The sequence below is a fragment of the Streptomyces sp. NPDC014882 genome (genome assembly GCF_043081325.1).
Taxonomy (GTDB): domain Bacteria; phylum Actinomycetota; class Actinomycetes; order Streptomycetales; family Streptomycetaceae; genus Streptomyces.
The window spans coordinates 493,452-511,961 of the sequence record NZ_JBIBWL010000003.1 but is presented as its reverse complement, the minus strand read 5'-3'; the positions used below and the strand labels follow the sequence as shown (position 1 = coordinate 511,961).

General features: G+C 69.1%; 16 protein-coding genes and 1 tRNA gene. 11 read left to right on the top strand and 6 right to left on the bottom strand.

Annotated features, from left to right (window positions below):
- Positions 1-25 precede the first annotated feature (25 nt).
- Genes ACF09K_RS10265 through rpmH form a run of 5 tightly spaced genes read right to left on the bottom strand, consistent with a single transcriptional unit; the run spans position 26 to position 2,697 of the window.
- Positions 26-538, bottom strand: coding sequence for a protein jag (locus ACF09K_RS10265; RefSeq protein WP_392242181.1), 513 nt, complete (start codon positions 536-538; stop codon positions 26-28).
- A 15-nt stretch (positions 539-553) separates the two neighbouring features.
- Positions 554-1,813, bottom strand: a complete 1,260-nt coding sequence (yidC, locus tag ACF09K_RS10260; RefSeq protein WP_392242180.1) for a membrane protein insertase YidC — start codon at positions 1,811-1,813, stop codon at positions 554-556.
- A 3-nt stretch (positions 1,814-1,816) separates the two neighbouring features.
- Positions 1,817-2,170 carry a membrane protein insertion efficiency factor YidD gene (gene yidD / locus ACF09K_RS10255; RefSeq protein WP_392242178.1) on the bottom strand — a complete coding sequence of 118 codons (354 nt, stop codon included), beginning with the start codon at positions 2,168-2,170 and terminating at the stop codon, positions 1,817-1,819.
- Entirely contained in the window at positions 2,167-2,538 is a 372-nt protein-coding gene (rnpA, locus tag ACF09K_RS10250) for a ribonuclease P protein component (RefSeq protein WP_392242177.1), read from the bottom strand. Before rnpA ends, yidD begins: the two co-directional genes overlap by 4 nt.
- Before the next feature lie 21 nt (positions 2,539-2,559).
- A complete protein-coding gene (rpmH, locus tag ACF09K_RS10245; protein ID WP_018846094.1) occupies positions 2,560-2,697 on the bottom strand; it encodes a 50S ribosomal protein L34 in 138 nt (45 codons plus the stop codon).
- Between the two features lie 378 nt (positions 2,698-3,075).
- Between rpmH and dnaA the strand changes: the two genes are divergently transcribed.
- The 10 genes from dnaA to ACF09K_RS10195 all read left to right on the top strand — a co-directional run bounded on the left by dnaA (position 3,076) and on the right by ACF09K_RS10195 (position 17,067).
- Positions 3,076-5,031: a chromosomal replication initiator protein DnaA gene (gene dnaA / locus ACF09K_RS10240; protein WP_392242176.1), complete on the top strand. Its 1,956-nt coding sequence runs from the start codon at positions 3,076-3,078 to the stop codon at positions 5,029-5,031.
- Between the two features lie 870 nt (positions 5,032-5,901).
- On the top strand, positions 5,902-7,032 hold the full coding sequence (gene dnaN / locus ACF09K_RS10235) for a DNA polymerase III subunit beta (RefSeq protein ID WP_392242175.1): 1,131 nt from the start codon (positions 5,902-5,904) through the stop codon (positions 7,030-7,032).
- A 189-nt stretch (positions 7,033-7,221) separates the two neighbouring features.
- Entirely contained in the window at positions 7,222-8,097 is an 876-nt protein-coding gene (gene gnd / locus ACF09K_RS10230) for a phosphogluconate dehydrogenase (NAD(+)-dependent, decarboxylating) (protein WP_392242174.1), read from the top strand.
- Between the two features lie 77 nt (positions 8,098-8,174).
- Positions 8,175-9,296, top strand: a complete 1,122-nt coding sequence (gene recF, locus ACF09K_RS10225) for a DNA replication/repair protein RecF (RefSeq protein WP_392242172.1) — start codon at positions 8,175-8,177, stop codon at positions 9,294-9,296.
- Positions 9,293-9,823: a DUF721 domain-containing protein gene (locus tag ACF09K_RS10220; RefSeq protein ID WP_392242171.1), complete on the top strand. Its 531-nt coding sequence runs from the start codon at positions 9,293-9,295 to the stop codon at positions 9,821-9,823. The genes recF and ACF09K_RS10220 overlap by 4 nt, the downstream gene beginning before the upstream one ends.
- 521 nt (positions 9,824-10,344) lie before the next feature.
- Positions 10,345-12,405 (top strand): DNA topoisomerase (ATP-hydrolyzing) subunit B, encoded by a 2,061-nt coding sequence (gyrB, locus tag ACF09K_RS10215; RefSeq protein WP_392242170.1) that lies wholly within the window; start codon positions 10,345-10,347, stop codon positions 12,403-12,405.
- A gap of 42 nt (positions 12,406-12,447) precedes the next feature.
- On the top strand, positions 12,448-15,042 hold the full coding sequence (gene gyrA, locus ACF09K_RS10210; RefSeq protein WP_392242169.1) for a DNA gyrase subunit A: 2,595 nt from the start codon (positions 12,448-12,450) through the stop codon (positions 15,040-15,042).
- A gap of 18 nt (positions 15,043-15,060) precedes the next feature.
- A complete protein-coding gene (locus ACF09K_RS10205) occupies positions 15,061-15,849 on the top strand; it encodes a DUF3566 domain-containing protein (RefSeq protein WP_392242168.1) in 789 nt (262 codons plus the stop codon).
- 123 nt (positions 15,850-15,972) lie between these two features.
- Positions 15,973-16,049, top strand: a tRNA-Ile gene (locus ACF09K_RS10200).
- Positions 16,050-16,629: 580 nt separating this feature from the next.
- Positions 16,630-17,067: an ALF repeat-containing protein gene (locus ACF09K_RS10195; RefSeq protein WP_392242167.1), complete on the top strand. Its 438-nt coding sequence runs from the start codon at positions 16,630-16,632 to the stop codon at positions 17,065-17,067.
- A gap of 382 nt (positions 17,068-17,449) precedes the next feature.
- Here the strand turns inward: ACF09K_RS10195 and ACF09K_RS10190 are convergent, their stop codons facing one another.
- Positions 17,450-17,845: a DUF6344 domain-containing protein gene (locus ACF09K_RS10190; protein WP_392242166.1), complete on the bottom strand. Its 396-nt coding sequence runs from the start codon at positions 17,843-17,845 to the stop codon at positions 17,450-17,452.
- Positions 17,846-18,184: 339 nt separating this feature from the next.
- On the opposite strand from ACF09K_RS10190, the gene ACF09K_RS10185 reads away from it, so the two are divergent.
- Positions 18,185-18,313 carry a DLW-39 family protein gene (locus ACF09K_RS10185; RefSeq protein WP_003999697.1) on the top strand — a complete coding sequence of 43 codons (129 nt, stop codon included), beginning with the start codon at positions 18,185-18,187 and terminating at the stop codon, positions 18,311-18,313.
- The last annotated feature ends 197 nt before the right edge of the window (positions 18,314-18,510 follow it).

The window sequence follows — 18,510 nt, the reverse complement described above, 5'->3', positions numbered from 1 at the left end:
GGGCCGGTGATACGTGCGTACTGAATCAGTTGGGCAGTACGACGACGAAGCGCTGCGGCTCCTCGCCCTCGGACTCGCTGCGCAGACCGGCCGCCTTGACCGCGTCGTGGACGACCTTGCGCTCGAAGGGCGTCATCGGGTCCAGCTTGACCGGCTCACCGCTGTTCTTCGCGTCGATCGCGGCCTTGGCGCCCAGCTCGGAGAGCTCTGTGCGCTTCTTGGCCCGGTAGCCGGCGATGTCCAGCATCAGTCGGCTGCGGTCGCCGGTCTCCCGGTGCACGGCAAGACGCGTCAGCTCCTGCAGTGCCTCCAGTACCTCACCGTCCCGGCCGACGAGCTTGTACAGGTCTCGGCCGCCCGCGTCACTGATGATCGACACCGAAGCGCGGTCGGCCTCGACATCCATGTCGATGTCGCCGTCGAGGTCGGCGATGTCCAGCAGACCCTCGAGGTAGTCCGCCGCGATCTCACCCTCCTGCTCCAGGCGGGTCAGGGTGTCTGCACCCTCGGCGGCGGCGGAGGTGGTGCCTTCCGTCACGGGATGAGCTCCTTCTTACTTCTTGGACGGGGACTTGGGGCGCTGCGGGCCACCCTTGCGCTGCCCGGACTGGGCCCTGCTGCGGCCACCGGAGCCGGTCTTCGGCTTGGGGGCACCGGCAGGCTTGGCGTCCTGCGGCTCGTCGGACTTCGTCAGCGAGGTGGGCTCGCCGGCCGGCTTCGTGGTTCCGGACTGGCGCTGGGCCTTGGTCTGGCGCTTGGGCTGCTGACGCCGGGCCGTGGCCGTCGTGGCCTCGCCGTCCTCGGTGAGGGTGGCGGTCTGGGCCTCACCCCTCGCGACGGTGCCGTCGGGCTGGGCCGCGAAGCCCGCCTTGTTCAGGCCGTTGATGAACTTGCGCTCGTAGTCGTTGCGGTCACGGCCCTTGGCCACGATCGCCTTGACGATGGCCCTCTGGCCGCGGCTGCGCGTCTTGCCGTGGTGCGTGACCTGCTTGTACAGGCGCTCCAGGTAGGCACCCTGGGCCTTGGAGCCGGGGGTCGGGTTGTTGCGGATGACGTACATCTGCTGGCCCATGGTCCACACGTTGGTGGTCAGCCAGTAGACGAGGACACCGACCGGGAAGTTGATGCCGAAGACGGCGAACATGACGGGGAAGACGTACATCAGCATCTTCTGCTGCTGCATGAACGGCGTCTTCACCGTGGTGTCGACGTTCTTCGTCATCAGCTGGCGCTGCGTGAAGAACTGTGAGGCCGACATCATGACGATCATGATCGCGGTGACGATGCGGACGCTGGCCAGCGAGGCGTCGAGCGCGGTGACGTCCGCGGCACTGTCGGTGAACTTCGCGGCGAGCGGGGCGCCGAAGATGTGCGCCTTCTGCGCGCTCTGCAGCAGGCTCTCGTTGATCACACCGATGGTGTCACCGTTGGCGATGCCGTTGAGCACGTGGTAGAGCGCGAAGAAGAACGGGGACTGCGCCAGGATGGGAAGGCACGAGGAGAGCGGGTTGGTGCCCGTCTCCTTGTACAGCTTCATCATCTCTTCGGACTGGCGCTGCTTGTCGTTCTTGTAGCGCTCCTGGATCTTCTTCATCTCGGGCTGCAGAGTCTGCATCGCCCGCGTCGCCTTGATCTGCTTCACGAAGAGCGGGATCAGGCAGATCCGGATGAGGATCACCAGGGACACGATGGACAGGCCCCAGGCCCACCCGGTGTCAGCACCGAAGAGGGCGCCGTACACCTTGTGGAACTGGACGATGACCCAGGAGACGGGTGTGGTGATGAAACTGAAGAGGCTGGCAATCGTGTCCACTAATCATGCTCCTTGGGCATGGGACGGGGTCTCTGCGGCCGGGCTCGGAGAAGGATTCTCCCCGGTGGCCGTTTCGGCGGCGGAGGGCCCGCCCTTGCGTGCGCGCCATGTGTTGCGCAGCATCTCGTGCCACCGCGGACGCTTGCGCGGCGGGACATGGTCCACGCCGCCGAGCGACCACGGATTGCATCGCAGGATGCGCCAGGCGGTGAGGGCCGTTCCCTTGATCGCACCGTGTCGGTCAATGGCCGTGTAGCCGTAGTGGGAGCACGACGGGTAGTACTTGCACACCGGCCCGAGCAGCGGGCTGATCGTCCACTGGTAGAGCTTGATCAAGGCCAGCAGCGGGTACTTCATCGCGCGCCCCCTCCTAGTAGCCGTTGAAGGGCGGCATCGAGGTCTTGGGCCAGCTGTGCGTGGTCGGCTTCACCCGCACCGGGCAGCGCCCGTACGACTACCAGGCTACCGGGGGGAAGAAGGGTGACCCGGTCGCGCATCAGATGGCGCAGTCTGCGCTTCACCGTGTTGCGCACGACTGCTCCGCCCACGGCCTTGCTCACGACGAAACCCGCACGCGTCGGGGGAGCGCTCTCCCCAGGCGCGTGCGGGTCCGTTGCACCGCTTCGAAGGTGGACGACGAGGGTCGGGCGTCCTGCCCGACGACCCCGTCGTACCGCGGTCGCGAAGTCCTCGCGCCGCCTCAGCCGATGCTCGGTAGGCAGCACGACGTCATGACCTGATCAGGCTCAGGCGGACAGGTTGGCGCGACCCTTGCTGCGGCGGTTCGCGAGAATCGCGCGGCCGGCACGGGTGCGCATCCGCAGGCGGAAGCCGTGGGTCTTGGCGCGACGACGGTTGTTCGGCTGGAAGGTGCGCTTGCTCACTCGAGGGCTCCAGAAATCAATCGGTGGTGGCGGGGTGCCGTCCTGGCTGTCACCGTGCGCCCACGAGGTAGCTCGCGGTCAACGCCCGAGTGCACCGCTTCCCGATCACCTGACGTGATCTGTGCCCATCGGAGGCAGGCGGCAGCAGCCATCGACAACTCGACCTGGTCACGGTACGCGCGGCTACGCCATCCGGTCAAACCGACGCCGGTCGGGGGACACTGTCCACAGGCTGGGGACAACAACTTGAACCGCAGCCGTCGGCCTGACTACCGTGGCTGAACTCCGATTCGTTCCTTTGTCCCTGCTCCCACCCGATGCGAATCACCAACCGTCCCACCCTCACACGAACGTGGGACCCACGAGAGAGCGTGCCCTGTGGCTGACGTACCTGCCGATCTTGCCGCAGTGTGGCCACGCGTACTGGATCAGCTCCTCGGTGAGGGCCGCGGCCAGGGGGTCGAGGTGAAGGACGAGCACTGGATCAGGCGCTGCCAGCCCCTCGCCCTGGTCGCGGACACCGCTCTGCTCGCCGTACCGAACGAATTCGCCAAGGGCGTGCTGGAGGGCCGTCTCGCCCCGGTCGTCAGCGAGACGCTGAGCCGCGAGTGCGGCCGGCCGATCCGGATCGCGATCACCGTCGACGACTCCGCGGGGGAGCCCTCCGCCCCGTCGACGCCGTCGCGCTACGACGAACCCGAGGAGCAGCCGGGCCCGTACGACGGCCCGCGCGACAACCCGTACCAGGGCTACGGCCGGCACCGCGCCGATCAGTCCCAGGGCGGGGGCGACCAGGGCGCCCGCCAGGACCAGCTGCCCACCGCGCGGCCGGCCTACCCCTCGGAGTACCAGCGGCCCGAGCCCGGCGCCTGGCCCCGGCCGGGGCAGGAGGAGTACGGCTGGCAGCAGCAGCGCCTCGGTTTCCCCGAGCGCGACCCTTACGCGTCGCCGTCCCAGAACTCCTACGGCGGCTCCTCAGGGCAGGACGCGTACGGCCCGCCGTCCCAGGACGCCTACGGCCCGTCCTCCCCGGCCCAGGACTCCTACGGCCCGCCGTCGCAGGACTACCGGCCGCAGGCCATGGAGCGGCCGTCCTACGATCGCTCGCCCTACGAGCAGAAGCGTTCCGAGTACCAGCAGGTGCGCCCCGAGTACGACCAGCGCGACCCCGCCCGGCGGGAGATGCCGGAGTCACCGGCCGGTGGCGGCCATCCGCACCGCGGTCCGGCCGGTCACGCCCAGCCCGGCACGCCCGGCACGCTGGGCGCGAAGCCCGCGCCGGCGAGCGGGCCCGGCGAGCCGACCGCCCGGCTCAACCCGAAGTACCTCTTCGACACGTTCGTCATCGGTGCCTCGAACCGTTTCGCGCACGCGGCCGCGGTCGCCGTCGCCGAGGCGCCCGCGAAGGCGTACAACCCTCTGTTCATCTACGGGGAGTCGGGACTCGGCAAGACGCACCTGCTGCACGCCATCGGGCACTACGCGCGCAGCCTCTATCCGGGCACGCGGGTGCGGTACGTCAGCTCGGAGGAGTTCACCAACGAGTTCATCAACTCCATCCGCGACGGCAAGGGCGACAGCTTCCGCAAGCGGTACCGCGAGATGGACATCCTGCTCGTCGACGACATCCAGTTCCTGGCGGACAAGGAGTCGACGCAGGAGGAGTTCTTCCACACCTTCAACACGCTCCACAACGCCAACAAGCAGATCGTGCTGTCCTCCGACCGGCCGCCGAAGCAGCTGGTGACGCTGGAGGACCGGCTGCGGAACCGTTTCGAGTGGGGTCTGATCACGGACGTCCAGCCGCCCGAGCTGGAGACGCGGATCGCGATCCTGCGCAAGAAGGCGGTGCAGGAGCAGCTCAACGCCCCGCCGGAGGTGCTGGAGTTCATCGCGTCCCGCGTCTCGCGCAACATCCGCGAGCTGGAGGGCGCGCTGATCCGGGTGACGGCGTTCGCGTCGCTCAACCGGCAGCCGGTGGACCTGGGCCTGACCGAGATCGTCCTGAAGGACCTGATGCCCGGCGGCGACGACTCGGCGCCCGAGATCACCTCGACGGCCATCATGGGCGCGACCGCCGACTACTTCGGGCTCACAGTCGAGGACCTGTGCGGCACCTCCCGCGGCCGCGCGCTGGTGACGGCCCGGCAGATCGCCATGTACCTGTGCCGCGAGCTGACGGACCTCTCGCTGCCGAAGATCGGCGCCCTGTTCGGCGGCCGCGACCACACGACGGTCATGCACGCGGACCGCAAGATCCGCAATCTGATGGCCGAGCGGCGCTCCATCTACAACCAGGTGACCGAGCTGACGAACCGCATCAAGGCGGGCTGACGGGGCCGCACGGACCTGTCGAGGGCGTTCCGGGGGCTGTTCCCGGGACGCCCTTCTTCGTGTCGCGGGCCGGCGTCCGGTCATCCGCTGTTCGATTACTCGCCGGGTTACGGCCACTCTCCACAGATTCGGTGACTTTCTCCCGTCCACATCCTGGGGACTGCCAAGTTGTCCAGATCCTGTCCACAGGCAGCCTAGGTGAAAGAGAATCGAGGCAGGTCACCTGGCTGTGGATTGGTGGACAGAAGTTTTCCACAGGTTGTGGATGGTGAGTCGGTCCACAACCTGTGTACGAAGTTGTCCACGGGCAACCCACAGGGTTTGGTTGGTTGTCCCCAGCGATCACCGGTTTCTCCACATGGCTGTCCACTGTTCGGCAACTCGACGCACCTTCTCACCGGTCCGAGTGAAAGGCGTCACACGAGGACGTCGGATCGGGCTGTGGGAAAAGCGGGTAAAGCTGGGGACGGTCCTGGGGAGAAGTCGCCTCACCCTGTGCACGGGGTGTGCAGAACTTTCCGTTCTCCACAGAAGGCCCCGGTTGTCCACCGCCTCCGTCCCCAGGGCCAGTGGACAAAATCTCGCCTCTGAGCTGCGGAAACAGGGTTATCCACGGTATCCACAGCCCCTACTACTACTCCCAACCAGAGAGAGCGAGAAATCCGGTTCGAAGGGGGTCCTGTGCACAACTCGTCGTCCGGGTCCCGGCTGCCCCTCGTCACGACTTGACCCCGACGGGCACCTACTGTCAGTGCGGTGCGTCAGACTGGTCCCCGGTGGTCCTTCCCCCCATCGGGGCCGACGACACCGAGACAGACGACGAAGGCCAGGCAGAGCGAGAAGCGCCGGCAACAGCAGGAGGCGGCAAGAGTGAAGATCCGGGTGGAACGCGACGTACTCGCGGAGGCAGTTGCCTGGGCGGCGCGCAGCCTCCCGGCCCGTCCGCCGGCGCCTGTCCTCGCCGGCCTCCTGCTGAAGGCCGAGAACGGAGCCCTCAGCCTCTCCAGCTTCGACTACGAGGTCTCGGCGCGCGTGTCGGTGGAGACCGAGGTGGAGGAGGAGGGCACCGTCCTCGTCTCCGGCCGCCTGCTCGCGGACATCTGCCGGGCGCTCCCCAACCGCCCCGTGGAGATTTCCACAGACGGTGTACGGGCCACGGTGGTCTGCGGCTCCTCGCGGTTCACGCTCCACACACTGCCTGTGGAGGAGTACCCGTCGCTGCCCCAGATGCCGAACGCCACGGGCACGGTTCCCGGCGAGGTCTTCGCCTCCGCCGCCGCCCAGGTCGCCATCGCGGCCGGCCGCGACGACACCCTGCCCGTCCTCACCGGTGTGCGCATCGAGATCGAGGGCGACACCGTGACGCTGGCCTCCACCGACCGCTACCGCTTCGCGGTCCGCGAGTTCCTGTGGAAGCCGGAGAACCCGGACGCGTCCGCGGTGGCCCTGGTGCCCGCCAAGACGCTTCTGGACACCGCCAAGGCGCTCACGAGCGGCGACAGCGTGACCATCGCCCTGTCCGGCTCGGGCGCGGGCGAGGGCCTGATCGGCTTCGAGGGCGCCGGCCGCCGTACGACGACCCGGCTCCTGGAGGGCGACCTCCCGAAGTACCGCACCCTGTTCCCGACGGAGTTCAACTCCGTCGCCGTGATCGAGACCGCCCCCTTCGTGGAGGCCGTCAAGCGCGTGGCCCTGGTCGCCGAGCGCAACACCCCGGTGCGGCTCAGCTTCGAGCAGGGCGTGCTCATCCTGGAGGCCGGTTCCAGCGACGACGCACAGGCTGTGGAGAGGGTCGACGCCCAGCTCGACGGTGACGACATCTCGATCGCCTTCAACCCGACCTTCCTGCTGGACGGCCTCAGCGCCATCGACTCCCCGGTGGCCCAGCTGTCCTTCACGACGTCCACCAAGCCGGCGCTGCTCAGCGGCAGGCCGGCGGTCGACGCCGAGGCGGACGAGGCCTACAAGTACCTGATCATGCCGGTTCGCCTCAGCGGCTGAGCCGTCCGGACCTGTCCACAGGCCGTGGAGGACGTCTTCCCGGCCTGTGGATGAAGCCGCAGGTGAGCGCGTTGCTGGGCGGTACGTCTGAGCGCGTGTGCCCACAGGTGTGCGTGACGGGCCGGGACTAGGCTCGGACAGGGGTACGAAGGTGCCTCACACGCCACACAGCGACCTAAGGAACAACTGATGGAGCTCGGTCTCGTCGGCCTCGGCAAGATGGGCGGCAACATGCGCGAGCGGATCCGCCGCGCGGGCCACACCGTCGTCGGATACGACCGCAACCCGGACCTCGCCGATGTCCACAGCCTCTCCGAGCTTGTGGACAGGCTCGAGGGCCCGCGGGTCGTCTGGGTGATGGTCCCGGCCGGTGCCGCCACCCAGTCGACCGTCGACGAGCTGGGCGAGCTGCTGGAGCCGGGCGACGTCGTCGTCGACGGCGGCAACTCCCGCTGGACGGACGACCAGAAGCACGCCGCGGAACTGGCGGCCAAGGGCATCGGCTTCGTCGACTGCGGCGTCTCGGGCGGAGTGTGGGGCCTGGAGAACGGCTACGCGCTGATGTACGGCGGCGACCCGGAGAACGTCGCCAAGGTGCAGCCGGTCCTCGACGCGCTCAAGCCCGAGGGCGACTTCGGCGCGGTGCACGCCGGCAAGGTCGGCGCCGGGCACTTCGCCAAGATGGTCCACAACGGCATCGAGTACGCCATGATGCAGGCCTACGCCGAGGGCTGGGAGCTGCTGGAGAAGGTCGACTCGGTCACCGACGTCCGCGAGGTCTTCCGCTCCTGGCAGGAGGGCACGGTCATCCGGTCCTGGCTGCTCGACCTCGCGGTGAACGCCCTCGACGAGGACGAGCACCTGGACAAGCTGCGCGGCTACGCCCAGGACTCCGGCGAGGGCCGCTGGACCGTCGAGGCCGCCATCGACAACGCGGTGCCGCTCCCGGCCATCACGGCCTCGCTGTTCGCGCGGTTCGCCTCCCGCCAGGAGGACTCGCCGCAGATGAAGATGATCGCCGCCCTGCGCAACCAGTTCGGCGGCCACGCGGTAGAGAAGAAGTAGTCCACAGGGCCGTTCCGACGGCCCGTAGCAGGACCGTTTCGGCGGTCCATCACGCCGGGGAGGTCGGCGAAACGACCATGCACGTCACGCATCTGTCGCTGGCCGACTTCCGCTCGTACGCCCGGGTCGAAGTCCCGCTCGACCCGGGTGTCACCGCTTTCGTCGGACCCAACGGGCAGGGCAAGACGAACCTCGTCGAGGCCGTGGGCTATCTCGCCACGCTGGGCAGTCACCGGGTCGCCTCCGACGCGCCCCTGGTCCGCATGGGCGCCGACCGCGCTGTCGTCCGGGCGCAGGTCCGCCAGGGTGAGCGGCAGCAGCTCGTCGAGCTGGAGCTGAACCCCGGCAAGGCCAACCGTGCCCGCATCAACCGGTCCTCGCAGGTCAAACCGCGTGACGTGCTGGGGATCGTACGGACCGTGCTGTTCGCGCCCGAGGACCTGGCGCTGGTGAAGGGTGATCCCGGTGAGCGGCGCCGGTTCCTCGACGAGCTGATCACCGCGCGCTCCCCGCGGATGGCCGGGGTGCGCTCCGACTACGAGCGGGTGCTCCGGCAGCGCAACACCCTGCTGAAGTCCGCCGCGCTGGCCCGTCGGCACGGCGGCCGGACCATGGACCTGTCCACGCTCGACGTGTGGGACCAGCACCTCGCGCGCGTGGGCGCCGAGCTGCTGGCCGCCCGTCTCGATCTGGTGGCCGCGGTCCAGCCGCTCGCGGACAAGGCGTACGAGCAGCTCGCACCCGGGGGCGGCCCGGTCGCGCTGGAGTACAAGGCGTCGGCTCCGGGTGAGGCGCACACGCGGGAGGACCTCTACGAGCAGCTGATGGGCGCGCTCGCCGAGGTCCGCAAGCAGGAGATCGAACGGGGCGTGACCCTGGCGGGTCCGCACCGGGACGACGTCCTGCTCAAGCTCGGTCGGCTGCCCGCCAAGGGGTACGCCTCCCACGGTGAGTCCTGGTCGTACGCGCTGGCCCTGCGGCTGGCCTCCTACGACCTGCTCCGGGCCGAGGGCAACGAGCCGGTGCTGATCCTCGACGACGTCTTCGCCGAGCTGGACAGCCGGCGGCGGGAGCGGCTGGCGGAGCTGGTCGCGCCGGGCGAGCAGGTGCTCGTCACGGCTGCCGTCGACGACGACGTCCCGCATGTCCTCGCGGGCGCGCGGTACGCGGTGGCGCAGGGGACCGTGGAGCGCGTATGACGCCGCAGGAGCCGAAGAAGACGCCCGAGCCCTCCGGGGTCGACCTGGCGCGCGTGGCGCTGCGGGCGGCGCGCGAGCAGGCACGCGCGCGTGGGGACGCGGTGCAGCAGAAGAAGCAGGCGCGGCGCGGCGGCGGCCTGCGCTCCGGCGCGCGGGCGGACGGCCGCGACCCCATGGCGCTCGGTGCGGCGATCAACCGGCTCCTGACCGAGCGCGGCTGGGAGGCGCCGGCCGCGGTGGGCGGGGTGATGGGGCGCTGGCCGCGGATCGTCGGCGAGGACGTCGCCAAGCACTGCGAGCCGGAGAGGTACGACGAGGACGAGCGGGTGCTGTTCGTGCGCTGCGACTCCACGGCCTGGGCGACGAACCTGCGGCTGCTCGCCCCGACGCTGGTCGCCCGGCTCAACGAGGACCTCGGCCATGGCCGGGTGCGGCAGATCAGGGTGCAGGGTCCGGCGGGTCCCGTCCGTCGGTACGGGCCCCTGCGGGCCCCGGGCAGCAAGGGACCCGGCGACACCTACGGGTGACATCTGTCACGTGCTCCGGCCGGGGCGGTGCTGTCGCACCGTCCCGGCCGTCTTCGTGTGCGGGCTCTCCGGCTCCCCGAGATCCGTGAGCGGTCCGGACCCGATCCCGGGCGGTCCGGGCCGGTCCGACCCGGATCCGGGCGGTCCGGACCGGGGTGGAACCCGCTCCTGGAGAGGCCGTGCGAGGTGCGGACGAGGCGCCGGGAACGGAACTGACTCGCCGGTAGCCAAGGGTTGACACCCGGAAGCGCTGAGTGCCTCTGTGAGCCTCTTGGGGGCCCGCTCCGTATATGGGGACCCGGTGGAGACCGGTTGAGGGCGGCACATGCGGACTCAGGTACCGGCAAACCCCCATCACTGTCGGCGCTACCGGTAGACTGGAAGCCAATCCCGCCCCGAACGTGGGGACCGCCCGGGAGACGCTGAGCAACGCTGATCAAGGCTTACCAACGCAACATGCCGCAGCCGCTCCGGCAACCCGCCGACGAGCCCGGCTCGTGCTGTGCCAGAAAGGGCGCTTCGTGGCCGATTCCGGCAACCCCAACGAGAACATCCCGTCCACCGACGCCGGCGTCACCAGCGAGGCCGAGACCTCGACCAGCGAGGTCACGGCCTCCTATGACGCCAGCGCCATCACCGTCCTCGAGGGCCTGGACGCGGTCCGCAAGCGACCCGGTATGTACATCGGCTCGACCGGTGAGCGCGGTCTGCACCACCTGGTGCAGGAGGTCGTCGACAACTCCGTCGACGAGGCGCTGGCCGGGCACGCGGACACCATCGACGTGACGATCCTGGCCGACGGCGGCGTACGCGTCGTCGACAACGGCCGCGGCATCCCGGTGGGGATCGTCCCCTCCGAGGGGAAGCCCGCCGTCGAGGTCGTGCTGACCGTGCTGCACGCGGGCGGCAAGTTCGGCGGCGGCGGCTACGCGGTCTCCGGCGGTCTGCACGGTGTCGGTGTCTCCGTCGTGAACGCCCTGTCGTCCAAGGTCTCCGTCGAGGTGCGGACCGACGGCCACCGCTGGACGCAGGACTACAAGATGGGCGTCCCGACGGCCCCGCTCGCCCGGCACGAGGCCACGGAGGAGACCGGCACCTCGGTCACCTTCTGGGCCGACGGCGACATCTTCGAGACCACCGAGTACTCCTTCGAGACGCTGTCGCGGCGCTTTCAGGAGATGGCGTTCCTCAACAAGGGTTTGACGATCAAACTCACTGACGAGCGCGAGTCGGCGAAGGCCGTGACCGGTGCGGACGAGGCGGGTGCCGACGTCAAGGAAGAGGTCAAGTCCGTCACGTACCACTACGAGGGCGGCATCGTCGACTTCGTGAAGTACCTCAACTCCCGCAAGGGCGAGGCTGTCCACCCCACCATCATCGACCTCGAGGCGGAGGACAGGGACAAGAACCTGTCCCTCGAGGTCGCGTTGCAGTGGAACAGCGGTTACAGCGAGGGCGTGTACTCCTTCGCCAACATCATCCACACCCACGAGGGCGGTACGCACGAGGAGGGCTTCCGTGCGGCGCTGACCTCGCTGATCAACAAGTACGCGCGCGACAAGAAGCTGCTGCGCGAGAAGGACGACAACCTCACGGGCGACGACATCCGCGAGGGTCTGACCGCGATCATCTCGGTGAAGCTCAGCGAGCCCCAGTTCGAGGGCCAGACCAAGACCAAGCTGGGCAACACGGAGGCGAAGACCTTCGTCCAGAAGGCGGTCTACGAGCACCTCAACGACTGGCTGGACCGCAACCCGGTCGAGGCGGCGGACATCATCCGCAAGGGCATCCAGGCGGCCACCGCGCGCGTGGCGGCCCGCAAGGCCCGTGACCTCACCCGCCGCAAGGGCCTGCTGGAGTCGGCGTCGCTGCCGGGCAAGCTCTCCGACTGCCAGTCGAACGACCCCACCAAGTGCGAGATCTTCATCGTCGAGGGTGACTCCGCCGGCGGTTCGGCCAAGTCCGGCCGCAACCCGCAGTACCAGGCGATCCTCCCGATCCGCGGCAAGATCCTCAACGTCGAGAAGGCCAGGATCGACAAGATCCTGCAGAACCAGGAGATCCAGGCGCTGATCTCCGCCTTCGGCACGGGTGTGCACGAGGACTTCGACATCGAGAAGCTGCGCTATCACAAGATCATCCTGATGGCGGACGCCGACGTCGACGGCCAGCACATCAGCACCCTGCTCCTGACCTTCCTGTTCCGCTTCATGCGGCCGCTGGTCGAGGCCGGGCACGTGTACCTCTCCCGTCCCCCGCTCTACAAGATCAAGTGGGGCCGGGACGACGTGGAGTACGCGTACTCCGACCGTGAGCGGGACGCGCTGATCGAGATGGGCCGCCAGCGCGGCAAGCGGGTGCGCGAGGACTCCATCCAGCGCTTCAAGGGCCTCGGCGAGATGAACGCCGAGGAACTGCGCGTCACGACGATGGACCAGGAGCACCGCGTCCTCGGTCAGGTCACCCTCGACGACGCCGCCCAGGCCGACGACCTGTTCTCGGTCCTCATGGGCGAGGACGTCGAGGCGCGCCGCGCCTTCATCCAGCGCAACGCCAAGGACGTCCGCTTCCTCGACATCTGAGTCGGTCTCAGCTGACCGGACCAGGAAGGATCAACACCAGCAATGACCGACGAGAACACTCCCGTCACCCCTGAAGAGGGCGGCGACATCGCCATGCGCGTCGAGCCCGTCGGGCTCGAGACGGAGATGCAGCGCTCCTACCTCGACTACGCGATGTCCGTCATCGTCTCGCGTGCGCTGCCGGACGTGCGGGACGGCCTCAAGCCCGTCCACCGCCGCGTGCTGTACGCCATGTACGACGGCGGCTACCGCCCCGAGCGCGGCTTCTACAAGTGCGCCCGCGTCGTCGGCGACGTCATGGGCAACTACCACCCGCACGGCGACTCCTCGATCTACGACGCGCTGGTCCGCCTCGCGCAGCCGTGGTCGATGCGCATGCCGCTCGTGGACTCCAACGGCAACTTCGGCTCGCCGGGCAACGACCCGGCGGCGGCCATGCGCTACACCGAGTGCAAGATGGCGCCGCTGTCGATGGAGATGGTCCGGGACATCGACGAGGAGACCGTCGACTTCACGGACAACTACGACGGCCGCTCCCAGGAGCCGACCGTCCTGCCGGCCCGCTTCCCGAACCTGCTGATCAACGGTTCGGCCGGTATCGCGGTCGGCATGGCGACCAACATCCCCGCGCACAACCTGCGCGAGGTCGCGGCCGGCGCCCAGTGGTACCTGGAGAACCCGGAGGCCTCGCACGAGGAGCTCCTGGACGCGCTGATCGAGCGCATCAAGGGTCCCGACTTCCCGACCGGCGCCCTCGTGGTGGGCCGCAAGGGCATCGAGGAGGCGTACCGCACGGGCCGCGGCTCCATCACCATGCGCGCGGTCGTCGAGGTCGAGGAGATCCAGAACCGCCAGTGCCTGGTGGTCACGGAGCTGCCCTACCAGGTGAACCCGGACAACCTCGCGCAGAAGATCGCCGACCTGGTGAAGGACGGCAAGATCGGCGGCATCGCGGACGTCCGTGACGAGACGTCCTCGCGCACCGGCCAGCGCCTGGTGATCGTCCTCAAGCGGGACGCGGTCGCCAAGGTCGTCCTGAACAACCTCTACAAGCACACGGACCTGCAGACCAACTTCGGCGCCAACATGCTGGCCCTGGTCGACGGTGTCCCGCGCACCCTCTCCCTGGACGCGTTCATCCGCCACTGGGTGACGCACCAGATCGAGGTCGTCGTCCGCCGTACGAAGTTCCGGCTGCGCAAGGCGGAGGAGCGGGCGCACATCCTGCGCGGCCTGCTGAAGGCCCTGGACGCCATCGACGAGGTCATCGCGCTGATCCGGCGCAGCGACACCGTCGACATCGCGCGCACGGGCCTGAGGGACCTCCTGGAGATCGACGACATCCAGGCGAACGCCATCCTCGAGATGCAGCTGCGCCGCCTGGCCGCCCTGGAGCGCCAGAAGATCGTCCAGGAGCACGACGAGCTCCAGGCGAAGATCACGGAGTACAACGAGATCCTCTCCTCGCCGGTCCGCCAGCGCGGCATCGTCAGCGCCGAGCTGGCCGCGATCGTCGAGAAGTACGGCGACGACCGCAAGACCCAGCTGATCCCCTACGACGGTGACATGTCCATCGAGGACCTCATCGCCGAGGAGGACATCGTCGTCACCGTCACGCGCGGTGGTTACGTCAAGCGGACCAAGACCGACGACTACCGGGCGCAGAAGCGCGGCGGCAAGGGCGTACGGGGCGCGAAGCTCAAGGAAGACGACATCGTCGACCACTTCTTCGTCTCCACCACGCACCACTGGCTGCTGTTCTTCACCAACAAGGGCCGCGTCTACCGGGCGAAGGCCTACGAGCTGCCCGACGCCGGGCGTGACGCGCGTGGACAGCACGTGGCGAACCTGCTGGCCTTCCAGCCGGACGAGGCGATCGCCGAGATCCTGGCGATCCGCGACTACGAGGCGGCGCCGTACCTGGTCCTGGCCACCAAGGGCGGGCTGGTCAAGAAGACGCCTCTGAAGGATTACGATTCGCCGCGTTCCGGCGGTGTCATCGCGATCAACCTGCGGGAGCGGGAGGACGGATCCGACGACGAACTGATCGGAGCCGAACTCGTCTCGGCCGACGATGATCTGCTGTTGATCAGCAAGAAGGCCCAGTCGATCAGGTTCACCGCCTCGGACGACACTCTGCGCCCGATGGGCCGCGCCACCTCGGGCGTCAAGGGCATGAGTTTCCGTGCGAGCGACGAGCTGCTCTCGATGAATGTTGTTCGACCCGGTACGTTCGTGTTCACTGCCACAGACGGTGGGTACGCGAAGCGCACCAACGTCGACGAGTACCGCGTCCAGGGTCGCGGCGGCCTCGGCATCAAGGCTGCCAAGATCGTCGAGGACCGCGGTTCCCTCGTGGGCGCGCTGATCGTCGAGGAGACCGATGAGATCCTCGCCATCTCGCTGTCCGGCGGTGTGATTCGTACGCGAGTCAACGAGGTCAGGGAGACGGGCCGTGACACCATGGGCGTCCAACTGATCAACCTGGGCAAGCGCGATGCCGTGGTCGGCATCGCACGTAACGCCGAGGCGGGGCGCGAGGCGGAGGAGGTCGACGGCGACATCGCCGTGGACGACACCGCCGAGGACGCCGCGACCAGCGGCACGGACGAGGGTGAGGCGCCCTCGACCGAGTAGCACGAGGAGTGAGTCATCGTGAGCGGAGCCACGGGCGCCGGTTCGGTCGGAACGTCGGCCGGCAGAGGTGCCGGTACGGGAACGGACGGCGGCCGTGGCTCCGCCGCGGTGAACAAGGACGCGCGCGCGGCCGACGCGCAGGTGACGGATCCGCACACGACCAACCTCCAGGCGATCAAGTCGCCCGCGAAGGACCCGCACTCGCCCGACACGCATGGATCCCAGGGGGGAACTGTGACGGACACCCGAGGCCCGCAGACCCAGCAGCACGCGGCTGGAGCGGGCCAGGCCGGTGAGGCCCAGCAGGCCTCCCCGCTGCCCGGCGAACGCCGGGGACAGCAGACCACCGGGCCCTACCACCCGCCGCAGGCCTATGCGACCCCGGCCCCGGCTGGCGCGGTCCGCCGGCCGCGCACCGGCGCCCGGACCACGCCCCGCGTGCGCAAGGCCCGGCTGCGCGTGGCGAAGGCCGACCCGTGGTCGGTGATGAAGGTCAGCTTCCTGCTCTCGATCGCGCTGGGCATCTGCACGATCATCGCGGCCGCCGTGCTGTGGATGGTCATGGACGCGATGGGCGTCTTCTCGACGGTCGGCGGCACGATCTCCGAGGCGACCGGCTCCAACGAGTCGAACGGCTTCGACCTCCAGTCCTTCCTCTCCCTGCCCAACGTGCTGCTGTTCACGTCGATCATCGCGGTCATCGACGTCGTCCTCGCGACGGCTCTCGCGACCCTCGGCGCGTTCATCTACAACCTGTCCGCGGGCTTCGTGGGCGGCGTCGAGCTGACGCTCGCCGAAGACGAGTGACGTGGCCGCGGCGGCCGCCCCAAACCTCCGCGGCCCCTTCGGCGACAACCGATTTTGGGACTGCCCGCGTCGTGCGCTAATCTTCAGGAGTCAGCGCGCGGGACACACACCGCAAAGCGCGGCGGGGCTATAGCTCAGTTGGTTAGAGCGCATCCCTGATAAGGATGAGGCCACAGGTTCAAATCCTGTTAGCCCCACCAGCGAGAGGACCCCCAGCCGGTACCGGCTGGGGGTCTTCGACATTCACGGCTGACATCAGCCGATCAGTGGATCTTCCAGAAGCTCGGTGAGCATGCCGCCCCGGGGTGATCACCGCGGAGAGCGGCTACGGGGCAAAGGCAGGCCTCCGGCGGGGGCGCTCAGGCTCCGAGACGTCGAGGGCGCCGTCCGAGCGCGGTGTGCGGGGGAGAATCCCGTCCCGTCTGCCATCGGCCCGGGCGGAGCCGAGCAGTCGCGGAGCCCGGCGTCCAGGGCGTTCGTACAGGGGCACGCTCCACCTGGACGTCAGGGACCACGTCCGCTCCCCGGTGTGCGTGGGGCGACGGCAGACGGGACGGGAGCTCGGGAGAGCGGTGGGTCGCGGTGGAGCGGGCTGCTCGTGCCGCGAACACGCGGCGGGACACGGCAGTCCTTCGGACGGCGGGTCAGCCGCAGTGATGCGAGCCACCGGCAAGCGGGATCGGCGAAGGCTGCCTGGTCAAGGCACTGCGCCGGCCCATTCCCTCCTGGGAGGATCCCGGCACCGCACACCCCTTGAAGACGACGAAGGTGGTTGACCCCATGAGATCGACTCGCGTGATCCTCGCTGTGGCCGCAGGCGCGCTTGCCCCGGCGCTGTTACTCGCCACACCGTCCGTGGCCGCCCCCGTCGCCCCCGCGGTCGCCGTCGCGACGGCCGGCTCGCCCTACGACGGGATGAGTGCGGACGACCTGCGAGTGGCGATAGCGCGCACCCTCGCCGACCCCGACAGCGGCAGGCGCGTGATCCGGGAGGCGAACGCGCTCCTCGACAGCGGCACCGTGGAGGAGATGCGCGCCTGGCTGGAGACGGGCTACCGCCTGGCCCAGGCCGAGGACGACCGGGTCGCCGTTTTCCGGCTTCTGGCCGACCCCGGCATCAGCGACGCCCTGCACGCAGCGGCCGGCGCCGCCCTCGACGACAACACCCCGGAAGCGCTGCGCCACTTCCTGGAGGTCGGCCGGTACGAGGTCGGCTAGATCCTGTCGGCCCCAACGGTGCGAAGGCCCCCGACCAGCCAGGTCGGGGGCCTTCGACGTGTCTGTGCGGGGCTGAGGCGGCGGGGCGCCGGTGAAGTGCGGGGCTGAGGCGCCGGGGTGTCGGGCGAGGGCAGGGCGGGCCGGCTGCGGGTGCGGGGACGAGGCCGGGTGACTGATCGTCGAGGCTCGGCGTTCGGTGCCGGGTGCCGGGTGCCGGGTGCCGGGTGCCGGGGGTGGGGTGCCGGGGGTGGGGGCATGCCGGGGTGGGCATGGCGAAGGCCCGGTTGCTCCTGGGGAGCTGCCGGGCCTGCATCGTGCGGCTGTACGCAAGTTCGCCGTTACGTCGTGAGCGTGGTGGGGTGCGGCACGTGGTGCCGGGGTGTCAGCGCTGGAGGGGTGCGGCGTGCTCGGCGGCGAGGCCGGTACCGGTGTCGCACGGGGGCGTGAGGTGGTCCGGTTCCGTCAGCGTCGTGAGGTCGTCCGGTTCGGTCTCGGGGAGCGGGCGCTGCCGGCAGTTGGGGGACTTTCCGTGGGCCTCGGCGTGGATGCGCTGCTTCATCGTGGGGGGCAGGGACCGTGCCCGTGGCCAGGCTGCCCAGGGGGATGTCGTCGACACGTTCGCGGGTACGGTGTTGTTGCTTTCGCCGCTGTTGCGCGTCGGCTCGCTCTGCGCTACCGCCGTCGTGGCGGTGGTGGTGACGAGTCCGAGCGCCGTGCACAGCGCGAGGAAGGCGGTGATGATGGCGGTCCACAGCTTCATGACCCGGTTGTCGGTCATGGCCCCTCACTTTCGGGTCGGGCGATTTGCGTACTTTCCTCATGATGTGTATGCGGGGTCCGAAGTGGTGGACCGACGCTCGTGGCGTGGCGTTGTTCCGATGAACACCACTCGGATGGGCGCAAGAGGGTCGATAACCCGTCGAAGGCGGGCGAAGTGACCGTCCGTGCGGGGGTGATCACCCTCCGGCCCGGGGCCGTGATCCTCCGCCCCGGCCCCGCCTACAGGGCTGTCGAGGGCGGGAGTTGGAGGGCCGACGCAGGTCACCGATCGATATCGGCCGGTGTGTATAGTCGGGCGCCAGAGGTCCCCTACGTCAAGGAAAGACGAGGTCGCGCGGTGAAGAAGCTTCTCCTGGTCGCACTGGCCGCCATCGGCGGGCTCCTCGTGTACCGCCAGATCCAGGCGGATCGCGCCGAGCAGGATCTGTGGACGGAGGCGACTGACTCCGTGCCCACGGGTTCGTGAGTACCGACACCGAGTACTGATCAGGCCCCGACCGCTCCGCGCGGTCGGGGTTTTGTGTTGCGGGGGAGGCCGGTCCCGGTTAGGGACGGCGGGCAGCCGTTTCGGACGATCGTGCGGGATGCGGGGGCGGGGGCCGGGCCGGCAGGGCAGGATGGCCCCGGGCCGGGTCCGGACAGGACCGCTGCCGGCGAGGTCGA

Bases quoted from the DNA above. Each gene is read 5' to 3' on its own strand.
- yidD (WP_392242178.1), bottom strand. From the start codon at position 2,170: ATGAAGTACCCGCTGCTGGCCTTGATCAAGCTCTACCAGTGGACGATC.
- gnd (WP_392242174.1), top strand. From the start codon at position 7,222: ATGGAGCTCGGTCTCGTCGGCCTCGGCAAGATGGGCGGCAACATGCGC.
- recF (WP_392242172.1), top strand. From the start codon at position 8,175: ATGCACGTCACGCATCTGTCGCTGGCCGACTTCCGCTCGTACGCCCGG.
- ACF09K_RS10220 (WP_392242171.1), top strand. From the start codon at position 9,293: ATGACGCCGCAGGAGCCGAAGAAGACGCCCGAGCCCTCCGGGGTCGAC.
- gyrA (WP_392242169.1), top strand. From the start codon at position 12,448: ATGACCGACGAGAACACTCCCGTCACCCCTGAAGAGGGCGGCGACATC.
- ACF09K_RS10195 (WP_392242167.1), top strand. From the start codon at position 16,630: ATGAGATCGACTCGCGTGATCCTCGCTGTGGCCGCAGGCGCGCTTGCC.
- ACF09K_RS10190 (WP_392242166.1), bottom strand. From the start codon at position 17,845: ATGACCGACAACCGGGTCATGAAGCTGTGGACCGCCATCATCACCGCC.